This is a genomic window from Catenuloplanes atrovinosus, from assembly GCF_031458235.1.
Lineage (GTDB): Bacteria > Actinomycetota > Actinomycetes > Mycobacteriales > Micromonosporaceae > Catenuloplanes > Catenuloplanes atrovinosus.
In genome coordinates this window covers 7,718,555-7,738,108 of sequence record NZ_JAVDYB010000001.1, presented here as the reverse complement: position 1 = coordinate 7,738,108, position 19,554 = coordinate 7,718,555, and the positions used below count along the sequence as shown (strand labels likewise).

The window sequence follows — 19,554 nt, the reverse complement described above, 5'->3', positions numbered from 1 at the left end:
AGTCTTGCTCCCTCGTGTCCCTGACCGCCTACCGGGTTAGCTGACGGGTTCGGGCGGGTGAGGCCGGTGCAGAAGCGCTCACCACAGGGTCATCGCCCTACCGTCGGTGGGTGGCCGACGGATTCACCCCAAGTGCGCCTTGGGTCCCCGGTTCATCCGAGTGAATGATTCGGCGGTGTCAGGCTCGCGGCGACCGGGGGTGATCGCGCGTCGTCGAGCCTGGCGATCCCCAAGATTAGAGAGGCAAAACGGACGCCGCAAGCCGATCTACCTCAAAAATCGGTACGTACAAACGCCGTCGCGGTACGTTATGCAACTGTCCGTTAATTGATCGTCACGTATACATCGTCGATCTGGCCGGCATATTGATCGTTGTTGGCCGTCACACTCTTCCCGCCGATTCGCAGCGGCTCGGTATTCGCGATGGACAGCCGGACCGGGAGCTTGACGGTGCCGCGCGCCGCCCCGTCGACCCTGATCGACAGCGTGCCGCGGTTCCGCACGCATCCGACCGTGTGCCACCGCCCGTCGGCCACCCGCACCGGCGCGATCACCCGGTAGATGCGGGTCGGGCTGGCCACCACGCAGCTCGGCCGGCCGGCGATCCCGTCCACCTGCAGCTTGTACTGGGTGCCGCCGCCGACCGAGAAGCCCTTCTGCAGCACGTTCGCGCCGGCCGAGGTGTCGGTGGGCCGCATCAGCACGGACGCGCCGTACTGGAACCGCCGGGTGCCGGGGTTGAGCGCGGCGGGGTGGCCGCCCTCCAGGATCGCGCGCGGGCAGTTCTGCGGCAGCGCGGTGCAGCGCGCCGGGAAGGCCGCGGCCCAGCCGGCACCGTGCCGGGCGAGGCCGAGCACGCCGCCGACCGCGGTCCGCGCGCGCATGCCGTACCGGCCGGTGAGGTCCAGGAACTGCCGGCCCGCACCGCCGTCGAACGTGTACCGGACCGCGATCGGCCCGGCCGCGGCCCGCGCCACCTCGGACGGAGCCGAGGTGGTCTCCTCGTCCACGAAGGCCTCCGGCGAGAACACGGCGGCCGAGCGCGAGGGTGAGGGGGAGGCCGGCGGCGCGGACGCCGTGGAGGACGGCGACGGCGCTGGCGACCCGCCGGACACCACCACCGCGCCCGTGAGCAGTGCGAGCACCGCACCTCCCACGGCGACCGCAGCCACCCGGCCGGTCAGCATTACTGGCATACGGCGTGAATCCGACATTCCCCCATTGTGGGTATTGCCGGTCCCGCCGCCCGGCCCACCCACCGCAGCCGGCCGCAAAAATCATGCAAAAGCAGGAGCCCTCGCCGGTACGTCCGGCGAGGGCTCCACTGCGAAACGGCGCGGCGTCAGCCGTACCGGCGGAAGCCGACCACCGGCATCACGTCGATGCGCAGCACCTCGACCGACATGCCCGGCTGCGGCGCGTGCACCATCATGCCGTTACCGAGGTAGATGCCGTCGTGGCTGAGGCTGCTGTTGAAGAACACCACGTCGCCCTTCTGGGCCTGGTCCGCGGGTATCGACGTCCCCATGTTCCACTGCGAGACGGTGCTGTGCGGCAGGCTGATGCCGGCCGCCGCGTAGGAGAACGCGACCAGACCGGAGCAGTCGAACGAGCCCGGGCCGGCCGCGCCGAACACGTACGGCTTGCCGAGCTGCGCACACGCGGTCGCCACGACGGTCGCGGCCACGCCGCTGGCGCCGGAGGACGAGCAGTTGCCGTCGGAGGGCGAGGTGCTGCCGCTGCTCGGGACGTTGGCCACCGAGCCGTACGCCTCCTCCTGCAGCTTCTCCAGCTCGTCGAGTTCCTTCTCGACCTGCGTTTTCTTGTCCGCGAGCTCCTTGTCCCGCTTCTCCTGCTCGGAGACGACCTTGTCCAGCGCGGCCTTCTGCTTGTCCATCTCGCTGCGGGCGGCGGTGACGGCCTCGATGTCCTGCCGCTCGCCCTCGGCCAGCCGGTCCAGGTAGATCAGCTGGTCCGTCAGCGCGGTGGGTGAGCTGGTCTGCAGGATCGAGTTCAGCCCGGACGCGGGACCCGCACGGTACGACCGGTTGGCCATCACGCCGACCTTGTCGACCGCGGCCTTCATCTGGTCGTTGAGCGGCTTCATCTTCGCTTCGAGCTCGGACCGCTTCTTCTGGTTCGCCTTCAGGTCGTTGTGGACCTTGTTGTACTCCTCGATCGTCGGCTCGAGCTCCGCCCACTTCTCATCCATCTGAGCCTCGATCTCCGCGAGGGTGGGCTCAGCATGAGCGGGGGTGGAGAGCAGCGTCAGGCTGAAGAGAACAGCCGCGCCGGCCGAGATTAAAGCGCGCGTCAACACACGATGGGGACGCAACGAGAGCCTGGGCGTCACCGTGGCTCGCCTCCGTGGGGGGTGAGAGGTCTGCCGGACCGGAATCGGAAGTGCCGGCGGAGTAACGGAGACTCACCTTAGGACGTTTACGCGTCCGTTATCAACCCAATGGCGAATACCAATTCGTACCGCATTCGGGTCACCACTAATCGTTACGTTAAATCGCCACCAACCACCGCGGTGAGGACATCATCGAGCGTCAGAATCCCGAGTGGAGCGCGGCCGTCACTCACCAGCACCATGTGCCGGCGCTCGCGCCGCATGCCGAGCAGGAGGTCGGCGAGCGTCCGGTCCGGCGGCACCACCGCGAGCGGACGGATGACCTCCGCGGGGACGGCACGGCGGCGCGCCGGTCCCTCGTACCCCAGGATGTCCTTGACGTGGATGAATCCCAGCACCCGCCGGGTGGAGCGCTGCACCACCGGAAACCGCGACCGGCCGGTCCGGGTGGAGAGCACCTCCAGCGACGCCGGCGACACGTCCTCCGACACCGTCACCACGCTCAGCCAGTCGCGCAGCGCGTCCGCCGCGGTCTGCCGGCTCAGCGCGAGCGCGCCGGTGATCCGCGCGTGCTCCTCCTCGCCGAGCAGCCCCTCCGCCTGCGCCTGGCTGGCGAGTCCGGCCAGCTCCTCCGCGGTGAACACGGTCTTCGCGGTGTCCGACGTCTCGATCCCCCACAGCCGCAGGAACTGCCGGGACGCCCACTTCATGGTGAGTAGCAGCGGTTTCGTGGCGGTGCAGAACGCCAGCATGGCGGGCCCGAGCCAGAGCGCGGCCGGTTCCGGGCCGGCCAGCGTGATGTTCTTCGGGACCATCTCGCCGAGCACCGTGTGCAGGCCGACGACCAGGCCGAGCGCGAGCGTGAACGCGATCGGGTGCACGGCCGGCTCCGGCACGTGCAGCGCGTGGAACGGCACCTCCAGATAGTGCGCGATGGCCGGCTCCGCGATCGCGCCCAGACCGAGCGAGCAGATCGTGACGCCGAGCTGGGCACCCGCGATCATCAGCGGGATCTGGTTCATCGCGGCGAGCGCGAGCCGGGCCTGCGCGGACGTCTCGGCCAGTGGTTCCAGCACGGTGGCCCGGGACGCGATCAGCGCGAACTCGCCGCCCACGAAGAACGCGTTGCCGAGCAGCAGCAGCACGGTGATACCGATCTCAAGCATCGGGCGCCACGATCCTGACCTGTTCGACCCGGTGCCGCTCCACCTCGACGACGGTGAACTCCCAGCCGTCCGCCTCGACGGTCTCGCCCGGCACCGGGATGTGGCCGAGCCGGGCCATCAGGAAGCCGCCGAGCGTCTCGTACGGCCCGTCCGGTAATCGGAATCCGGTCTGCTCCAGCAGTTCGTCCTCGCGCAGCACGCCGTCGACCAGGCTGGTCCGCTCGTCGCCGGGCGCGGTCAGCTCGTCCGGGTGCAGCTCGGCGACGTCGTGCTCGTCCGCGATCTCGCCGACCAGTTCCTCGACCAGGTCCTCCACGGTCACCACGCCGTCCGTGCCGCCGTATTCGTCGACCACGATGGCCAGGTCCGCGTTGCCGGCCCGCAGCGCGGCCAGCACGCCGTCCAGGTCCAGGCTCTCCGGGACCAGCACCGGCTCGCGTGCCACGGTGGCGACCGTGGTGCTGGCGCGGCGGTGCGGGGGCACGCCGAGCGCGTCCGGCACGCCGGCCACGCCGGTGATCTGATCCAGCGTCCGCTCGTAGACCGGGAAGCGGGTACGGCCGGTCTCCCGGGCCAGCGTGATCAGCTCCGCGACCGTGTCCGTGGCCCGCAGCGCCACCACGTCCACCCGCGGCGTCATCGCCTCGGCCGCGCGCTTGTCCGCGAACCGGATCGTGCGCCGCAGCAGCGCCGCGGTCTCGGCGGACACCTCGCCCGCGTTCGCGGAGATCGTCGCCAGCAGGCCGAGTTCGTCCGGGGAGCGCGCGCTGGCCAGCTCCTCCTGCGGCTCGACGCCGAAGCCGCGTACCACTCGGTTGGCGGTGTCGTTGAGCGCGCGGATCAGCCAGCCGAAGACCGCGGTGAACGCGCGCATCGGACCGGCCGTGACCAGCGCGGCGCGCATCGGGCGGGCCAGCGCCGCGTTCTTCGGCACCAACTCGCCGAAGAGCATCGAGAACAGGGTGGCCACCACCAGCGCGAGCAGCGGCGCGACGGCCTCCACCCGGTGGCCGAGCAGCGGGCGCAGCGCCGGATCGATCAATGTCGCCAGCGCGGGCTCGGCGAGGTAGCCGGTGAGCAGCGCCGTGATGGTGATGCCCAGTTGCGCGCCGGAGAGCTGGAAGGAGAGTTCGTGGAGGGCGGCGCGCACGCCCCGGGCGCCGCGGTCGCCGGTGCCGGCGCGGCGCTCGATCTCCACGCGGTCCACCGTGACCAGGCCGAACTCCGCGGCCACGAAGAACGCGTTGCCGGCGGTCAGCAGGGCGAAGACGACCAGTGGCAACACCGTGCTGAGTAGGAGCCCGTCGATGATCGATTCACCTCGGCCTTAGTCTGCCGGACTTGCCGCGGCGCCGCAGACGAGTGCGGCACCTGGGGTAGATCCTTGTCCGCCCCGGGTGCCGCGGTAAAGCATCAAAAGCTCGAAATCTTACGCAGACGGTACGTCGTCCCTCTTGATCGACCGCAACAGCACCGTCGCCACGTCGACCACCTCGACCTCCTCGTGCCGCCCCTTGGCGTTCACGCCGTCGCCGAGCATCGTGTAGCAGAACGGGCAGCCGACCGCGATGGTCTGCGCGTTCGTGGCCAGCGCCTCCTCGGTGCGCTCGATGTTGATGCGCTTGCCGATCTTCTCCTCCATCCACATGCGCGCGCCGCCGGCGCCGCAGCAGAAGGACCGCTCCTGGTTGCGCGGCATCTCGGTGAGTCCGCCCTGCACGGCGGCGCCGAGCACCTCGCGCGGCGGCGTGAACACCCGGTTGTGCCGGCCGAGGTAGCAGGGGTCGTGGTAGGTGACGCCGCCGTCGAGCTGGTTGACCGGCGTGAGCCTCCCGGTGGCGACCAGGTGGCTGAGCAGCTCGGTGTGGTGCACCACCTCGACCTCCAGCCCGAGGTCCCGGTACTCGTTGCCGAGCGTGTTGAAGCAGTGCGGGCAGGTGGCGACGATCTTCTTGACGTTCGCCTCCTTCAGCGTCTCCACGTTCTGCTGGGCGAGCATCTGGTAGATGAACTCGTTGCCGATCCGGCGGGCCGGGTCACCGGAGCAGGTCTCCCCCTCGCCCAGGATCGCGAAGTCGACGCCGGCCTCGTGCAGCAGCGTGGCGACCGCGCGCGTGGTCTTCTTCGCCTTGTCCTCGAACGCGCCGGCGCAGCCGACCCAGAACAGGTACTCGAAGTCCTCGTCGCCACCGGCCCGCTTGATCTCGAAGTCCAGGCCCTTGGTCCAGTCCTCACGCGTGTTCTGCGGCGAGCCCCAGGGGTTGCCCTTGTTCTCCAGGTTGCGCAGCATGACGCCGGCCTCGGACGGGAAGTTCGACTCGATCAGCACCTGGTAGCGGCGCATGTCGACGATGTGGTCCACGTGCTCGATGTCGACCGGGCACTGCTCCACGCAGGCGCCGCAGGTGGTGCAGGACCAGAGCACGTCCGGGTCGATCACGCCCAGCTCGGCCTCGGTGCCGATCAACGGCCGGTTGCCCTCCGCGACCGCGAGCACGTCCATGTGCGCGAGCTGGGCCTCGGTGGCCTTCTCCTCGCCCATCAGGTCCTTGCCGCCACCGGCCAGCAGATAGGGCGCCTTCGCGTACGCGTGGTCGCGCAGGCTCAGGACGAGCAGCTTGGGCGAGAGCGGCTTGCCGGTGTTCCACGCCGGGCACTGCGACTGGCAGCGGCCGCACTCGGTGCAGGTGGAGAAGTCGAGCAGGCCCTTCCAGGTGAACTGCTCGACCTGGTTGACGCCGAACTGGTCCTTCTCCGGGTCGGCCTCCTCGAAGTCGAGCGGCTTACCCTCGCTCGTCATCGGCTTGAGCGGGCCCAGACCGGACCCGGCCGGCTTCGCCGGCTCACGCTTGAACCAGATGTTCGGGAACGCCAGGAACCGGTGCCAGGCGACGCCCATGGTGACGTTCAGCGAGATCACGATGAGCCAGGTCATCGAAATCATGATCTTGAACATGGCGGCGACGCTGGCGCCGGACTCCCACGCCGGCAACACCGAGCCGACCGCGTGGCTGAGCGGCGCGGCCCAGACCGGGTAGGCGAAGTGATCGGTCGCCACCTTGAAGCCGCGGATCAGGAACCCGAAGATCAGGACCAGCAGCACGACCCACTCCACGAAGTAGCCCTGCCACATCGTGGAGCCGGTGAAGCGGGAGCGGGAGCCGGGCCGGTTCGGCCGGTTCGCCAGGCGCACGGCCATCAGGTAGACGATGCCGGCGATGCCGAGGATGCCGATCCACTCGGTCGCGAAGCCGAAGACCAGCCAGTGCCCGATGATCGGCAGCTCACCGGTCGGCGTGACGACCTCGAAGTACGCCTCGACCACCAGCAGGAAGAGGACCAGGAAGCCGACCATCACGAACCAGTGCGCGGCGCCGATCAGACTCCACTTGAGCATCCGGGTGTGGCCCGCGGTCTCCTTCAGCATCACCACGGTCCGGGACAGCGGATCGGAGAACCGGTCCGGTGCCGGCTGACCGAGCCGGATCACCTGGACGATCCGCCGGACCGCGCGCACCGCCAGCACGACGGCGACGGCCGTGATGGCGAAGGCGACGATCGACGTCACGATCTGGACGCTGCCCATGCGAAGGCCTCCCGGGGCTGCTGCTGCGAACGGCCGCAGCGAGACAACTCTCCCCGCAGCCTACGCGCCCATTACCCACCAGTAACTACAGGCGCGCCGTAACGTGAAGCATCTCGCAGCCCCCCAACCCCACCACCATCGGGATCACCCGAAGTGCCCAACACCCCACCAGGCAGAGCGTTAACCCACGCCAACCGCACCACACCACACCAGGCCGGGCGTCAACGCACGCCGACCACACACCACACCAGGCCGGGGGTCAACGTGCGTGGTCCACGCACCGCACCAGGCCGGGCGGCAACGTGCGTTGTCCGCGCACCGCACCAGGCGGGGTGTCAACGTGAGCTGACCACCAACCGCACCAGGCAGGGTGTCAACGTGAGCTGACCACCAACCGCACCAGGCAGGGTGTCAACGTGAGCTGACCACCGACCGCACCACAGGAACGTGGGGGTCCGGGGGGTCGCCCCCCGGGGTCAGCATCTGACGTCCGCGCCCCCGGTCCGCGCTCTCCGCGGACAGACTCCACCCAAGCGGACGTCACCGCCAGCGGGTGAAAACAATCAGCGAGGCGACCATGGAGCCGAAGCCGACGGCGAGGTTCCAGTACCCCCAGGAACCCACCGGGTACTGCTGGCTGGACAGGTAGTAGAGGACCAGCCAGGCGATGCCGGCGACGAGCAGCACGCAGGCGAGCGCCGGCACCCACACCGGGCTGGGCTTGCCAGCCGCCGCACCGGTCTTCGCCGGGCCGAGGTCGGCGGGCGGGGTGTAGACCTTCTTCTTGCGGACCTGGGACTTAGGCACTGCGTTCTCCTGTGGTTGCCGTCATCGAACCGGGTCGCCCGTTGACCAGGCGACCGGTAGCAGCGGCGGTGGTCCGTGGCGAAATACTGTTCGTTGGTTAGCGTAGTCAAGGCGGCGCGCTAAAGCATCGACGGGCCGCAAAGAAACTGCGACGGGTCGGCGGTCCCGGGCACGGGGAGGACGGAACACTCGTGGAGTACACCGACGACGTCCGGTCGTGGCGGCAGGTGCTGGGGCGTGCGACCGGGGCCCTGCGCCCCGGCCGGCGCGGCCGCAAGCCCACCGTCTGGTCGATCGGCACCCCGGTGATCGCGCTGGCCGCGGGCCTGCTGTTCACCACCAGCGCCACCACCGCGGCCGGCACCTCGCTGCGGGAGGATCGGCGGCCGCAGCTGGCCCAGCTGATCGAGGACCAGCGTGACCGGGTGGCGGCCGCGGAGGACCGGGCGGCAGCGCTGCGCGACGACGTGCGGGCCCAGACCGACGCGCAGGGCTCCTCGGACAGCTCGGTGCGGGCGCAGAACGACCGGGCGAACGGATATCAGCAGCAGGCCGGGTTCACCGAGCTGGGCGGTCCGGGCGTGAAGGTGGTGCTGGACGACGCGGTGCGGAGCGACACCACGGGCGGCGCCACGAACGATGATCTCGTCGTGCACCAGGGTGACGTACAGGCCGTGGTCAACGCGCTGTGGGCCGGCGGGGCCGAGGCGATGTCGATTATGGGAGTTCGGGTCATCTCGACCAGCGCGGTACGCTGTGTCGGCAACACGCTGCTTCTCCACGGGCGGAACTACTCCCCGCCCTTCGAGATCGTCGCGATCGGCGATCCGGAGCCGATGCGGCAGTCCCTCGCCGCGTCGTCCGGGGTCCAGGCCTTCCGCCAGGCGGTGGCCGATTACGGGCTGGGTTATCGAGAGACCGTGGAAGGGAACACCACCGTGCCGGCGTATGACGGATCCACCGCACTGCGCTCGGCGGCTGTCCCGGAGTGACCGCGATGAACAGCGACAAGCCGCCGACCGGGCGCCGTGGTCAGCCGGCCACGTACGCCGCCAGCACCTACTCGCCGTCGCGCCCGCCCGAGACGCCGGAGCCGCCCGCGGCGCCGATCGTGGACGCGGAGGGCACCGCGATAATCCCGCGCGTGTACGGTGGCACCGCGCCGAACCCGCCGTCCCGCCCCTCGCCGTACCCCAAAACCCCACAGACCACGCCGTACGGTACGGCCGGCGACACGCAGACCACGGCGCCGCTGCCGTCCCGCCCGGCCGGTCCACGCCCGCCCGTGATGTCCCCGCGGCAGGCCGCGCCGGACGCCACCACGACCTGGCCCTCCGCGCCCACGGCACCCAGTCACGCGGCACCGAGCCACGCGGCACCGAGCCACGCGGCACCGGCCACCCCGCGGCCGCACCGGCCCTCCCCCACGCCGGCCCCGCCCTTTCCGCCGGCGCCCACCCCGACCGCCGCCGCGCCGGCGTCACCGGCCGCGGCGCCCGCGTCGCCGATAGCGGGCCCCACGATGATGATGGGCGCGATACTCAGCGCGGACCCGGACCGGACGCGCCGGGCCGAGGCGGAGCGCAGCAGCGGTGCGGGCGAGAAGGCCCCCGAGGGCGGTGAGCCCGCGGAGAAGCCCAAGGTCCCGCGCGGCGCCAAGGTCGTGCAGCTGCGCGCGGAGCGGGTGGAGGACGGCTACAAGAGCGTCTACTCCGAGCTGACCCGCCCGACCTGGCTGACCCGGACCATGGCGGTGGTCCGCGGCGCCGGCGAACTCATGATCACGTTCGGTCTCGTGGTGCTGCTCTTCGCGGCGTACGAGGTCTGGGGCTCCGGCGCGGTCGTCGACGCGCACCAGAGCGACCTGGACGAGCAGCTCAATCAGGCCTGGGACAACCCGCCCACGGTCGGCCCGACGCCGACCGTCTCCGCCGAGGCCGCGCCGGACGGCCCGGTCGGCCGGCTCTACATCCCCAAGCTCGACAAGCGGTGGGTGGTCAACCAGGGCGTCACGCCCGAGGACATCCGGTACGCGCCCGGCCACTACCCGAACACCGCGATGCCCGGTGAGGTCGGCAACTTCTCCGTGGCCGGGCACCGCAACCGGGCCACGTTCTGGGCGCTGGACGAGCTGGTCGAGGGCGATCCGATCGTGGTCGAGACCAAGGACACCTGGTACATCTACCAGGTCACCCAGGAGCACATCGTCAAGCCGAACCAGGTCGAGGTGGTCGCGCCGGTGCCGAACTACCCGGGCGCGGAGCCGACCAAGCGCATGCTCACGCTGACCACCTGCAACCCGAAGCTCGACAACTACGAGCGCCTGATCATCCACGCGGAGTTGTCCAGCCAGGAGCCGCGCGTGGCCGGCGAGAAGCCCTCGGTCCTGGAGTAGCCGCATGTACGCGTGGATCTGGAGCAAACTGCCGTTCGGCACGCCGGGCAAGATCACCGGCTCGCTGCTGATCACCGGCGTCCTGGTGGCGCTGCTCTGGTTCGTGGTCTTCCCCTGGGCCGAGCCGATCCTGCCGTTCGACGACGTGCAGGTCGGTGACGACTTCGGCACGTCGACGCAGCAGGGGCCGGCCGGCGGCGCCAGCGGGGAGGCCACGCCCGGCCCGGGTGACGGCCACGACCTGCCCTACGACATCACGACCAACAACCCCGAGCCGACGGCGAGCTGACGATGCGCATCCTGGTGATCGACAACTACGACTCGTTCGTCTTCAACCTCGTGCAGTACCTGGGCCAGCTCGGCGCGGAGTGCGAGGTGCGGCGCAACGACGAGATCGGCACGGCCGACGTCGGCCGCTCCGGCGCCGCCGGGGTCCTGCTCTCCCCCGGGCCGGGTACGCCCGAGCGCGCCGGGATCATGATGGACGTGATCCGGGAGTACGCCGGGAAGATCCCGCTGTTCGGCGTCTGCCTCGGCCACCAGGCGATCGGTGCCGCGTTCGGCGCCACCGTGACGCACGCGCCCGAGCTGCTGCACGGCAAGACGTCGCTGGTCTCACACAAGGGCGAGGGCGTGCTGGCCGGCCTGCCGGACCCGTTCACCGCCACCCGCTACCACTCGCTGGCGGTGCTGCCGGAGACGCTGCCGGACGAGATCGAGGTGACCGGCAGGACCGAGTCCGGCGTGGTGATGGCGATGCGCCACCGGACGCTGCCGGTCGAGGGCGTGCAGTTCCACCCGGAGTCCGTGCTGACCGAGGGCGGCCACACCATGCTGGCGAACTGGCTGGCCTCGTGCGGCCTGCCGGCGGCCCTGGAGCGCGCGCCGGAGCTGGCCGCGGAGGCGGAGACCCGGCGCCTCGGCGCGTTCGTCTGATCCACTCGCCGGGCGCGCCCGGCGTACCCGCTGATGATGGTGGTGTTCGTCCTGCTGAACGGCCGAGGGCCGTGACCTTCGCGGTCACGGCCCTTGATCGTCGGTGGGTCACTCCGGGTCGGAGGTGGGCGACCCGGTCGGCGGCGTCGCCGTCGGGTTGCCGCCGCCCGGCGGCTCGGAGTTGCCCGGGTCCGGCTCGGGCGTCTGCGGCTCCGGGTCCTGCGGCACGGTGACCGTGATCTGGACCGTGCTGCCGGTCTCCGCCTGACTGTTGGCGTTCGGGCTCTGGTCGGTCACCTTCGGCTGCTGGTCGGCCGGGACCGACTGGCCCGGCACCTGCTGCACCTGGAAGCCGGCGTTCTGCAGCAGCGCCGTCGCGGCGGCCACGCTCTGGTTCACCACGTTCGGCACGTCCGCCATGTTGCCGCGGGAGACCTCGACGACGATCGTCGTGCCCTTCGGGACCGACTCGCCCACCTTGTCGACCTTGACGACCTGGCCCTCCTCGGCCGTGCCGTTAACGTCCCGGCGCTCCGGCTTGAGGCCCGCGTCGGTCAGCTCCTTCTCGGCCGCGTCCCAGGTGGTGCCCACGAGGTTCGGAACCTGGATGGTGTCCTTCTCCGCGCACATGGTCAGCGTCACCGTGGCGCCCTTGTCCACCGAGGCGTCCGCCTCCGGGTCCTGGTCCACGACCTGGCCGACGGTGCAGTTGTCCGTCTGCGCCTGCTTGCTGAGCGCGGGCACCAGGCCGTCGTCCCGGAGTTTCCTCTCCGCGTCGTCGCGTGACATGCCGACGACGTTGGCCACCTGCACGCTCGTGGGCTCGTCGGTCTGGTTGCCGTTCAGCGCGACCCAGGCGATCAGGCCGATCACCACCAGCACCGCGACCGCGCTCAGGCCGGCCACGATCCAGGCGGACGACTCCTTCTTCGCCGGGCGCGGCGGCAGGCCACCGCCCTGCGGGATCGCCCGGGTGGCGCCGGTCATCTGCGTCGCCGCGCCGAGGTACTGCGTCTCGTCCTCGCGCATCACCGGCGTCGCCATCACCGGGCGGCCGGTGGCGGCGCGCAGCAGGTCGGCGCGCATCTCGCCGGCGCTCTGGTAACGGTTCGCCGGGTTCTTCGACAGCGCCTTGAGCGCGATCGCGTCCAGGTCCGGGCCGGCCTCGGGGTTGAGGTCGCTCGGAGTCGGCGGCTCCTCCCGCACGTGCTGGTAGGCGACGCTGACCGGGCTGTCGCCGACGAACGGCGGGTGGCCCACGACCAGCTCGAAGAGCACGCAACCGGCCGCGTAGACGTCCGACCGGGCGTCCACCGGCTCGCCGCGCGCCTGCTCCGGCGAGAGGTACTGAGCGGTGCCGATGACCGCGCTGGTCTGCGTCATCGTGGTGGCGCCGCTGGCCAGGGCGCGCGCGATGCCGAAGTCCATCACCTTGACCTGGCCGGTCTGGGTCATCATCACGTTTCCGGGCTTGATGTCCCGGTGGATGATGCCGTGCCGGTGGCTGAACTCCAGCGCGGCGCAGATGTCCGCCATGATCTCGAAGGCGCGGCGCGGCTGGAGCCGGCCCTCCGCGGCGAGCACCTCCTTCAGAGTCCGCCCGTTGACGAACTCCATGACGATGAACGGCAGCTTCTCGCCGGTGGGGGCGATCTCCTCGCCGGTGTCATAGACCGCGACGATCGCCGGGTGATTCAGGGCGGCGGCGTTCTGCGCCTCCCTGCTGAAGCGCATCTGGAAGGTGTTGTCACGGGCGAGATCCGTCCGGAGCATCTTGATCGCGACGTCACGGCCGAGCCGTAGGTCGCGGCCGTGGTGCACCTCGGCCATACCGCCATAGCCGAGCAGCTCGCCGACCTGATACCTGCCACCCAGCAGGCGGGCCTGCGCAGTCATCTCGTCTGTCGTCCTTCGGTCATGGGGAGCTCGTTCGTCCCCGGCGCCGGCTCTCCGCCGGCCTGGTCGTTGAACACATGCGGGACCGGTCGATCATTCTCGATCGCCCGGTCCGGGTCAATTCGCTCATCCCGACGGTACGACGCAGCCGAGACAATGTCAGTTCCGGCGTCGGTGACGACCCTCGTCACACCCGGTGGAGTGTCGAGGGCCACGGTGTTGCTGCGGCCGGCCAGCCAGGCGATGACCCCGGCGCAGAGCAGGACCAGCAGGCCGAGCACGATCGCGAGCACGATCAGCACCTGCCGGCTGGTCGACCCGCCGGCGGGCGGCGGGTACATCGGCGCGTAGTGCGGCACCTGCTGCGGCGCCCCGATCGGGGGCGGCACGGTGGCCGCGCCGCGGATCGGCGGCGCCTGACCGCCGACCATGGGCTGACCGCTGATCGGCGGGTGCGCGACCGGCGGGGGTCCGACCGCGGCGACCGCGGCCGGGGAGGTCGGTGACGCCGGGCCGACGGCCGGCGGCGCGGAGACGCGGCCGGTGACCGGCGCGCCGGAGCTCGGCCGGTTGGCCGGGCGGGGCGTGTTGGCCAGCGCGGTCGCGGCCTGACGCGCGGCGACCGCCATCGCGGCGGCGCTCGGGAAGCGGGCGGCCGGCGCCTTCGACATCGCGCGCTCGACGATCGCGCGCGCCTGCGGCGGAATGTCCGCCGGGAGTGGGCGCGGCGTGTCGCGGACGTGCCGCATCGCGATGTCCAGCGGGTTGTCGCCCTCGAACGGCCGGCGGCCGGACAGGCACTGGTACGCCACCACGCCGAGCGCGTACACGTCCGAGGCAGGCGTGGCGGTCTCGCCGGAGGCCTGCTCCGGCGAGATGTAGGCCGCGGTGCCCAGCACGGAGCCGGCCACGGTCAGCGAGCCGACCATGTCCGACCGGGCGATGCCGAAGTCGGTGAGCACCAGCGTGCCGTTCGGCCTGACCAGCAGGTTTCCCGGCTTGACGTCGCGGTGGACGATGCCCTTCTGGTGGGCCGCGTGCAGCGCGTCCGCGGCCTGGGCGACCAGCGCCATGGTACGGGCCGGGGTGAGCCGGCCGACCTTGCCGAGCGTGCGGGAGAGCGCGTCGCCCTCCACGTACTCCATCACCAGGAACGCGACCTGGGAGTCACTGCCGTAGTCGTAGATGTCGACCACGCCCGGGTGGTTGACCGTCGCCATCGTGCGCGCCTCGCCACGGAACCGCTCGGCGAATCCGTGCTCGTCCAGCAGCGCCGGGAGCAGGATCTTCACCGCGACGGTCCGGCCGAGCACCTCGTCGGTGCCCTTCCAGACGTCGCCCATGCCGCCGCTGGCGATGCGGTCCTCCAGGCGGTACCGACCGCCGAGCATGGCTCCGGGCGCGATCATCAGTTTCCGCCCCGCTCCGAGGTGACGGCCTTCAGGATCTGACCGGCGATCCGGGTCGCCTCGGCCGAGCCGGCGTCACCGGCCGACTCCAGGAACACCGCGACCGCGGAGACCGGCTTGCCGTCCTTCATGGCGTACCCGACGAACCAGCCGTGGTTGTCCGTGATGCCGTTCTGCGAGGTGCCGGTCTTGCCGCCGACCTCGTAGCCCTCGACCTGCGCGGACGTGGCCGTACCGTTGTTGACCACGCTCTCCATCATGGTCCGCAGGTCGCGGGCGACGTCGCTGGAGACCGAGCGGCGCAGTTCCTGCGGGCTCGCGGTGTAGTGCGTGGAGGTGCGGTCCGGGCCGAGCAGGCGCTGCACGAGGTACGGACGCATCTGCACGCCGTCGTTCGCCACCGCGGCCGCGATCATCGCCCCCTGCAGCGGCGTGATCCGCACGTCCTTCTGGCCGATCGCGGACTGGGCGAGCGCCGCCTTGTCCTCGGAGCCGTCCGGGTTTGCGATCTCGCCGGTGGTGCTGGCCGCGACCGTGAGGCCGGTGTTGCTCCGCAAGTTGCCGCAGGTCAGCGCCTTATCCTCGAAGCCGAACGCCTGCGCCTTCTTCTTCAGCGTGTCGGCGCCGAGCTTCTCCACCGCCAGTCGGGCGAAGCTGGTGTTGCAGGAGACGGTCAGCGCCCGGATCATCGTGATCTGCTGCTCCGGGCAGACGCCCGGGCCCGCGTTCGTGATCTCGTGCGTGGTGCCGGGCGCGACGTACGACGGACCGGCCTGGATCGACGTCTCCGGCGTCAGGCCGCTCTCCAGCGCCGCCGCCGAGTCGATGATCTTCATGACCGAGCCGGGCGGCCAGACGTCCGCCACCGCGCGATTGAGCAGCGGGTTGTTCTTCTCCGCCTCGTACTTCGCGTACGCCGCGCCCGCCTCGTCGTAGTTGTGGCCGGCCAGCGGCGTCGGGTCGAAGCTCGGCATGGAGACCATCGCCTGGATAGCGCCGGTGCTCGGGTCGAGCGCCACCGCGGCGCCGACGTCGACGCCGAGCTCGTTCTCCTTCAGCCCCTTGTACGCCGCCTCCTGCGCCGCCTTGGAGACGGTCAGCAGCACGTTGCCGCCGGCCGCCTCCTCGCCGGTGAACAGTGCGCGCACCCGGTCCGTGAACAGCTCGTCGCTCTGCCCGGAGAGGTAGTCGTTCTCGAAGCGCTCCACGGAGGTGCTGGCCATGGTCACCGGCTTGTAGCCGACGACGTGCGCGTACAGGTCGCCGAACGGGTACTCCCGCTGGTAGCTCAGCGCGTCGTCGGTGGGCTTGCTCAGCGCCACCGCCTCCGTGCTGGTGCCGCCGGAGTTGACCTCCACGTTGCCGCGCTGCTTGCCGTACTCCGCGATCCGGGTGCGGGAGGCGTTGTACTCGTTGGTCCGGTACTCCTCGCCCTTGACCGCCTGCACCCAGTTCAGGTTCGCGAAGAGCATGCCGAACAGCACCAGGATGACGATGCCGGCCTTGCGCAGTGGCGCGTTCACGGGCGGATCACCTCCGTCGGGGCGCCGTGCAGCTGCTGAGGCGCGGGCTTGCCGCCCGGCGCCGCCGCGAGACCGCCGCCCGAGGCGAGCGGGCGCCGCGCGGCGTCCGAGATCCGCAGCAACATCGCGACCAGCAGCCAGTTGGCCATCAAGGAGGAGCCCCCAGAGGAGAGGAACGGTGTCGTCTGGCCGGTCAGCGGGATGAGGCCGCTGATGCCACCGATGATGACGAAGACCTGCAAACCCATGGTGAACGCCAGGCCACCAGCGACCAGCTTGCCGAACGAGTCACGCACGTCCAGGCCGGCCCGCAGCCCGCGCTCGACGATCAGCAGGTAGAGCATCAGCAGCGCGGTGATGCCGAAGAGCCCGATCTCCTCGCCCATGCCGGCGAAGATGAAGTCGTTCTGGACCTCCGGGATCTGGAGCGGCGCGCCGCCGCCCGGCCCGGAGCCGAACAGTCCGCCGGTGCCGAGCCCCAGCAGCGATTGGACCAACTGGTAGCCGCGGGTCTCCGGCTCGGAGAACGGGTCCAGCCAGATCTGCGCGCGGTCGTAGAAGTTCGCGAACGGGCCGCCGATCGCGCTGCCCAGGAAGTACGCCAGGAAGACGCCGCCGAAGAACAGCAGCAGACCGATGATCAGCCAGCTCACCCGCTCGGTCGCCACGTACAGCGTGACCACGAACAGGCCGAAGTACAGCAACGCGGTGCCGAGGTCCTTCACGAACACCAGCACCAGCAGCGACATCATCCAGACGACGAGCACCGGGCCGAGGTCACGGCCGCGGGGGAAGTCGATGCCCAGGAACCGCTTGCTGGCCAGCGACAGCACCTCGCGCTTGCGGACCAGGTAGAACGCGAAGAACACGACCAGCGCCAGCTTGGCGAACTCGCCGGGCTGGATCGCGAAGCCGCCGAACCGAATCCACAGTTTGGCGCCGTTGACCTCGGAGAACTGCGCGGGCAGCACCGCCGGGATCATGACCAGCACGATGCCGCTGAGGCCCAGCGTGTACGAGTACCGCGAGACGTTCCGGTGGTCGCGGATCAGCGCGAGCAGCGTGGCGGCCAGCACCACCGAGATCAGCGTCCAGGCCAGCTGCCGGCCGCCGACGCCGGAGAAGGTGGACAGGTTGGCCTGGTCGGCCGCCTCCACCTTGCTCAGGTCCAGGCGGCGGAGGAAGCCGACGCCGAGCCCGTTGAGCAGCGCGACCGCCGGGATGAGCGCCGGGTCCGCGAACGGCGCGAGGAACCGGATCACCACGTGCATCGCCAGGAACACGCCGGCGAGCGCCGCGGTCGGCACCCAGAAGTCCGGCGTGATCGTGTCGAGCATGGTCGCCTCGACCGTGGCGTAGTACGCCAGCACCAGGAGCAGCGCCAGCGCCAACAGCGCCAGCTCGCTGTTGCGACGCCTGGTGCTGTCGGCGGACTTGAGTCGCGGCATCTCGCCCGTGGAGGCGGGCGTGGGTGCCGGTGCGGCTGGCGCTGTCACAGTTCTTTCCCTGCGGTCGGTGGTGCCGGCTCAGCCGGCCGGCCGGCAACTCGCCGGATCGACGACCGGCGGCGCGTCGGGCGCGGGCGTCGCGGCGGCGGACGGGGTCGGCGGCGCGGTCGGCGTGGGTGAGCCGGTCGCGCTGATGGACGATCCGGCGGGCGCGGAGGCGCTGCCGGTCGGGCCGGCCGAGGGTGAGGCCGGTGCCGTGGAGGGGGACGACGTCGGCGTCGGGCTGACCGCCACCGGAGGCGCGGTCTGGCACTCCGGCTTCAGGTTCGGGTTCGACGGCGTGTCCGCGGTCAGCTCGTCGAGCCGCCGCTCCGCGTCCGTGCGGTCGTTGGCGATGATGCCCTGCTTGACCCGCTCCTGCGCGACCACGGTGAGGTCGTCGAGCGTGGCGGCGTTGCTGGTCTCCCGCACGTTCGACAGCGCGAAGCCGGCTATCTCCCCGGGCACGCCCTGGAAGACCGCGAGCTTGCCGTCGTCGGTGGCACCCACGTAGTACTGCGACTGCGTGTACTGCCAGCCGCCCCAGACGCCGCCGGCCAGCACCCCGAGCAACACGACCGAGAGCACGGCGGTACGCACCGGGTGGCGGCGCGGCCGGTCCGCGGTCTCCTCGGCGGGCTCGTCCGGCTGGCCGTCACCCTCCGGCGAGGCGGAACGCGGCGGGTTCAGCGCGGAGGCGCGGGCCGCGGGCGTGGAGGTGTCCGTGACGGCGCCCAGACCCCGGTCGCCGGCGGCCGCGCCGCCGACCATCGGAGCGAGCTCCAGGATGTCGCCGTCGGTGGCGTCCGCGACCACGACCGTGATGTTGTCCGGGCCGCCGCCGCGCAGCGCGAGCTGCACCAGCCGCTCGACGCACTGCTGCGGGTCGACGTACTCCCGGAGCGTGTCGGCGATGGTGTCCGCGCTGACCACGGCGGAGAGCCCGTCCGAGCAGATCAGGTAGCGGTCGCCGGGGAGCACCTGACGAACGCTGTACTCCGGGTCGATGTCCCGGCCGTCCAGCGCGCGGGTGAGCAGCGAACGCTGGGGGTGGCTGCTCGCCTCCTCGGGGCTGATCCGCCCCTCGTCGACGAGCATCTGGACGTACGTGTCGTCCTTCGTGATCTGCGAGAACTCACCGTCCCGCAACAGGTACGCCCGCGAGTCACCGATGTGCACCATGCCGAACTTGCTGCCCGAGAAGAGGGCGGCGGTGAGCGTGGTGCCCATGCCCTCCATCTGCGGGTTCGCGTCGACGGTGTCGCGAAGCTGCTGGTTCGCCGATTCGACGGCGTTCCGGAGAGCGTCGACCAGGGCGCTGCCCGGAACGTCCTCGTCCAGCGGGGCCATCGCGCCGATCACGATGTTGCTGGCGACGTCTCCGGCGGCCATGCCGCCCATGCCGTCGGCCACGGCGAGCAGCCGCGGCCCGGCATAGACGGAATCCTGGTTGCCGTCTCGAATCAGACCGCGGTCACTGCGTGCCGCGTAGCGCAGGGTCAGAGTCATGGCCGCAACTCGAGAGAAGTGCGCCCGATCTTGATCGGAACGCCCAGGGGGACGGGGGTAGGTCCAGTGACCTTAGCGCGATCTAGATATGTCCCGTTCGTCGAGCCCATGTCCTCGAGGAACCATTGGCCGTCACGGGGCATCAGTCGCGCGTGCCGAGCGGACGCGTAATCGTCCGTGATCACCAGCGTGGAGTCCTCGGCGCGACCGATCGTGATCGGCGCCTCACCCAGGGTGATGCGCGTGCCGGCCAGCTGACCGGCGGTGACCACCATCTGCCGCGCCGTGCGGCCACGCTTGACCTTCGCCGCGGGACGCGCCTGGTTGAGGGCCGCGCCAACCCCCCGCGGCGCGGCCACCAGACGGCTGGTCCGCGCGCCGGCGAACAGGTCTCGCCGGATCACGCCGACCACCGTGAATACGAAGATCCACAGAAGGACGATCAGGCCTATCCGGGCGACAGTGAGGACGAGCTCGGGCAAGGCGC

16 protein-coding genes and 1 riboswitch are annotated in these 19,554 nt (G+C 70.8%); of the genes, 4 read left to right on the top strand and 12 right to left on the bottom strand.

The window, feature by feature from the left end; genetic code table 11:
* Positions 1–11: 11 nt before the first annotated feature.
* A riboswitch (cyclic di-AMP (ydaO/yuaA leader) is annotated at positions 12–185 on the bottom strand.
* A gap of 138 nt (positions 186–323) precedes the next feature.
* The 6 genes from J2S41_RS34435 to J2S41_RS34410 all read right to left on the bottom strand — a co-directional run bounded on the left by J2S41_RS34435 (position 324) and on the right by J2S41_RS34410 (position 7,912).
* Entirely contained in the window at positions 324–1,145 is an 822-nt protein-coding gene (locus J2S41_RS34435; RefSeq protein WP_310374308.1) for a LamG domain-containing protein, read from the bottom strand.
* Between the two features lie 197 nt (positions 1,146–1,342).
* Entirely contained in the window at positions 1,343–2,212 is an 870-nt protein-coding gene (locus tag J2S41_RS34430) for a C40 family peptidase (RefSeq protein WP_310374306.1), read from the bottom strand.
* Positions 2,213–2,505: 293 nt separating this feature from the next.
* Positions 2,506–3,519: a hemolysin family protein gene (locus J2S41_RS34425; RefSeq protein WP_310374304.1), complete on the bottom strand. Its 1,014-nt coding sequence runs from the start codon at positions 3,517–3,519 to the stop codon at positions 2,506–2,508.
* Positions 3,512–4,801, bottom strand: coding sequence for a hemolysin family protein (locus tag J2S41_RS34420; RefSeq protein ID WP_310376729.1), 1,290 nt, complete (start codon positions 4,799–4,801; stop codon positions 3,512–3,514). The genes J2S41_RS34425 and J2S41_RS34420 overlap by 8 nt, the downstream gene beginning before the upstream one ends.
* A 147-nt stretch (positions 4,802–4,948) precedes the next feature.
* Entirely contained in the window at positions 4,949–7,105 is a 2,157-nt protein-coding gene (locus J2S41_RS34415) for a (Fe-S)-binding protein (protein WP_310374302.1), read from the bottom strand.
* Positions 7,106–7,645: 540 nt separating this feature from the next.
* Complete coding sequence (locus J2S41_RS34410; RefSeq protein WP_310374300.1) at positions 7,646–7,912, bottom strand: cell division protein CrgA; 267 nt, start codon at positions 7,910–7,912, stop codon at positions 7,646–7,648.
* Positions 7,913–8,103: 191 nt separating this feature from the next.
* On the opposite strand from J2S41_RS34410, the gene J2S41_RS34405 reads away from it, so the two are divergent.
* The 4 genes from J2S41_RS34405 to J2S41_RS34390 are packed head-to-tail and all read left to right on the top strand — an operon-like array spanning position 8,104 to position 11,243.
* Positions 8,104–8,904: a DUF881 domain-containing protein gene (locus J2S41_RS34405; RefSeq protein WP_310374298.1), complete on the top strand. Its 801-nt coding sequence runs from the start codon at positions 8,104–8,106 to the stop codon at positions 8,902–8,904.
* A 5-nt stretch (positions 8,905–8,909) separates the two neighbouring features.
* A complete protein-coding gene (locus J2S41_RS34400; RefSeq protein ID WP_310374297.1) occupies positions 8,910–10,307 on the top strand; it encodes a class E sortase in 1,398 nt (465 codons plus the stop codon).
* Between the two features lie 4 nt (positions 10,308–10,311).
* The gene (locus J2S41_RS34395) at positions 10,312–10,596 is read left to right on the top strand and encodes a hypothetical protein (protein ID WP_310374295.1); all 285 of its coding nucleotides are present in this window, start codon (positions 10,312–10,314) and stop codon (positions 10,594–10,596) included.
* A 2-nt stretch (positions 10,597–10,598) separates the two neighbouring features.
* On the top strand, positions 10,599–11,243 hold the full coding sequence (locus J2S41_RS34390) for an aminodeoxychorismate/anthranilate synthase component II (protein ID WP_310374294.1): 645 nt from the start codon (positions 10,599–10,601) through the stop codon (positions 11,241–11,243).
* A 108-nt stretch (positions 11,244–11,351) separates the two neighbouring features.
* Here J2S41_RS34390 and pknB read toward each other — a convergent pair whose 3' ends face one another.
* From pknB to J2S41_RS34360, 6 genes are all read right to left on the bottom strand, one after another.
* Complete coding sequence (gene pknB, locus J2S41_RS34385; RefSeq protein WP_310374292.1) at positions 11,352–13,139, bottom strand: Stk1 family PASTA domain-containing Ser/Thr kinase; 1,788 nt, start codon at positions 13,137–13,139, stop codon at positions 11,352–11,354.
* A complete protein-coding gene (locus J2S41_RS34380; RefSeq protein WP_374728204.1) occupies positions 13,136–14,548 on the bottom strand; it encodes a serine/threonine-protein kinase in 1,413 nt (470 codons plus the stop codon). The genes pknB and J2S41_RS34380 overlap by 4 nt, the downstream gene beginning before the upstream one ends.
* A complete protein-coding gene (locus J2S41_RS34375; RefSeq protein WP_310374289.1) occupies positions 14,548–16,071 on the bottom strand; it encodes a peptidoglycan D,D-transpeptidase FtsI family protein in 1,524 nt (507 codons plus the stop codon). Before J2S41_RS34375 ends, J2S41_RS34380 begins: the two co-directional genes overlap by 1 nt.
* A complete protein-coding gene (locus J2S41_RS34370; RefSeq protein ID WP_310376728.1) occupies positions 16,068–17,519 on the bottom strand; it encodes an FtsW/RodA/SpoVE family cell cycle protein in 1,452 nt (483 codons plus the stop codon). The genes J2S41_RS34375 and J2S41_RS34370 overlap by 4 nt, the downstream gene beginning before the upstream one ends.
* 78 nt (positions 17,520–17,597) lie before the next feature.
* Positions 17,598–19,067: a PP2C family protein-serine/threonine phosphatase gene (locus J2S41_RS34365; RefSeq protein ID WP_310374288.1), complete on the bottom strand. Its 1,470-nt coding sequence runs from the start codon at positions 19,065–19,067 to the stop codon at positions 17,598–17,600.
* Entirely contained in the window at positions 19,064–19,549 is a 486-nt protein-coding gene (locus J2S41_RS34360; RefSeq protein ID WP_310374286.1) for an FHA domain-containing protein FhaB/FipA, read from the bottom strand. The genes J2S41_RS34365 and J2S41_RS34360 overlap by 4 nt, the downstream gene beginning before the upstream one ends.
* Between the last annotated feature and the right edge of the window lie 5 nt (positions 19,550–19,554).

Coding starts and splice junctions, on each gene's coding strand:
- J2S41_RS34365 (WP_310374288.1), bottom strand. CDS start 19,067: ATGACTCTGACCCTGCGCTACGCGGCACGCAGTGACCGCGGTCTGATT.
- pknB (WP_310374292.1), bottom strand. CDS start 13,139: ATGACTGCGCAGGCCCGCCTGCTGGGTGGCAGGTATCAGGTCGGCGAG.
- J2S41_RS34370 (WP_310376728.1), bottom strand. CDS start 17,519: ATGCCGCGACTCAAGTCCGCCGACAGCACCAGGCGTCGCAACAGCGAG.
- J2S41_RS34425 (WP_310374304.1), bottom strand. CDS start 3,519: ATGCTTGAGATCGGTATCACCGTGCTGCTGCTGCTCGGCAACGCGTTC.
- J2S41_RS34400 (WP_310374297.1), top strand. CDS start 8,910: ATGAACAGCGACAAGCCGCCGACCGGGCGCCGTGGTCAGCCGGCCACG.
- J2S41_RS34380 (WP_374728204.1), bottom strand. CDS start 14,548: ATGATCGCGCCCGGAGCCATGCTCGGCGGTCGGTACCGCCTGGAGGAC.
- J2S41_RS34390 (WP_310374294.1), top strand. CDS start 10,599: ATGCGCATCCTGGTGATCGACAACTACGACTCGTTCGTCTTCAACCTC.
- J2S41_RS34415 (WP_310374302.1), bottom strand. CDS start 7,105: ATGGGCAGCGTCCAGATCGTGACGTCGATCGTCGCCTTCGCCATCACG.
- J2S41_RS34430 (WP_310374306.1), bottom strand. CDS start 2,212: ATGGATGAGAAGTGGGCGGAGCTCGAGCCGACGATCGAGGAGTACAAC.
- J2S41_RS34395 (WP_310374295.1), top strand. CDS start 10,312: ATGTACGCGTGGATCTGGAGCAAACTGCCGTTCGGCACGCCGGGCAAG.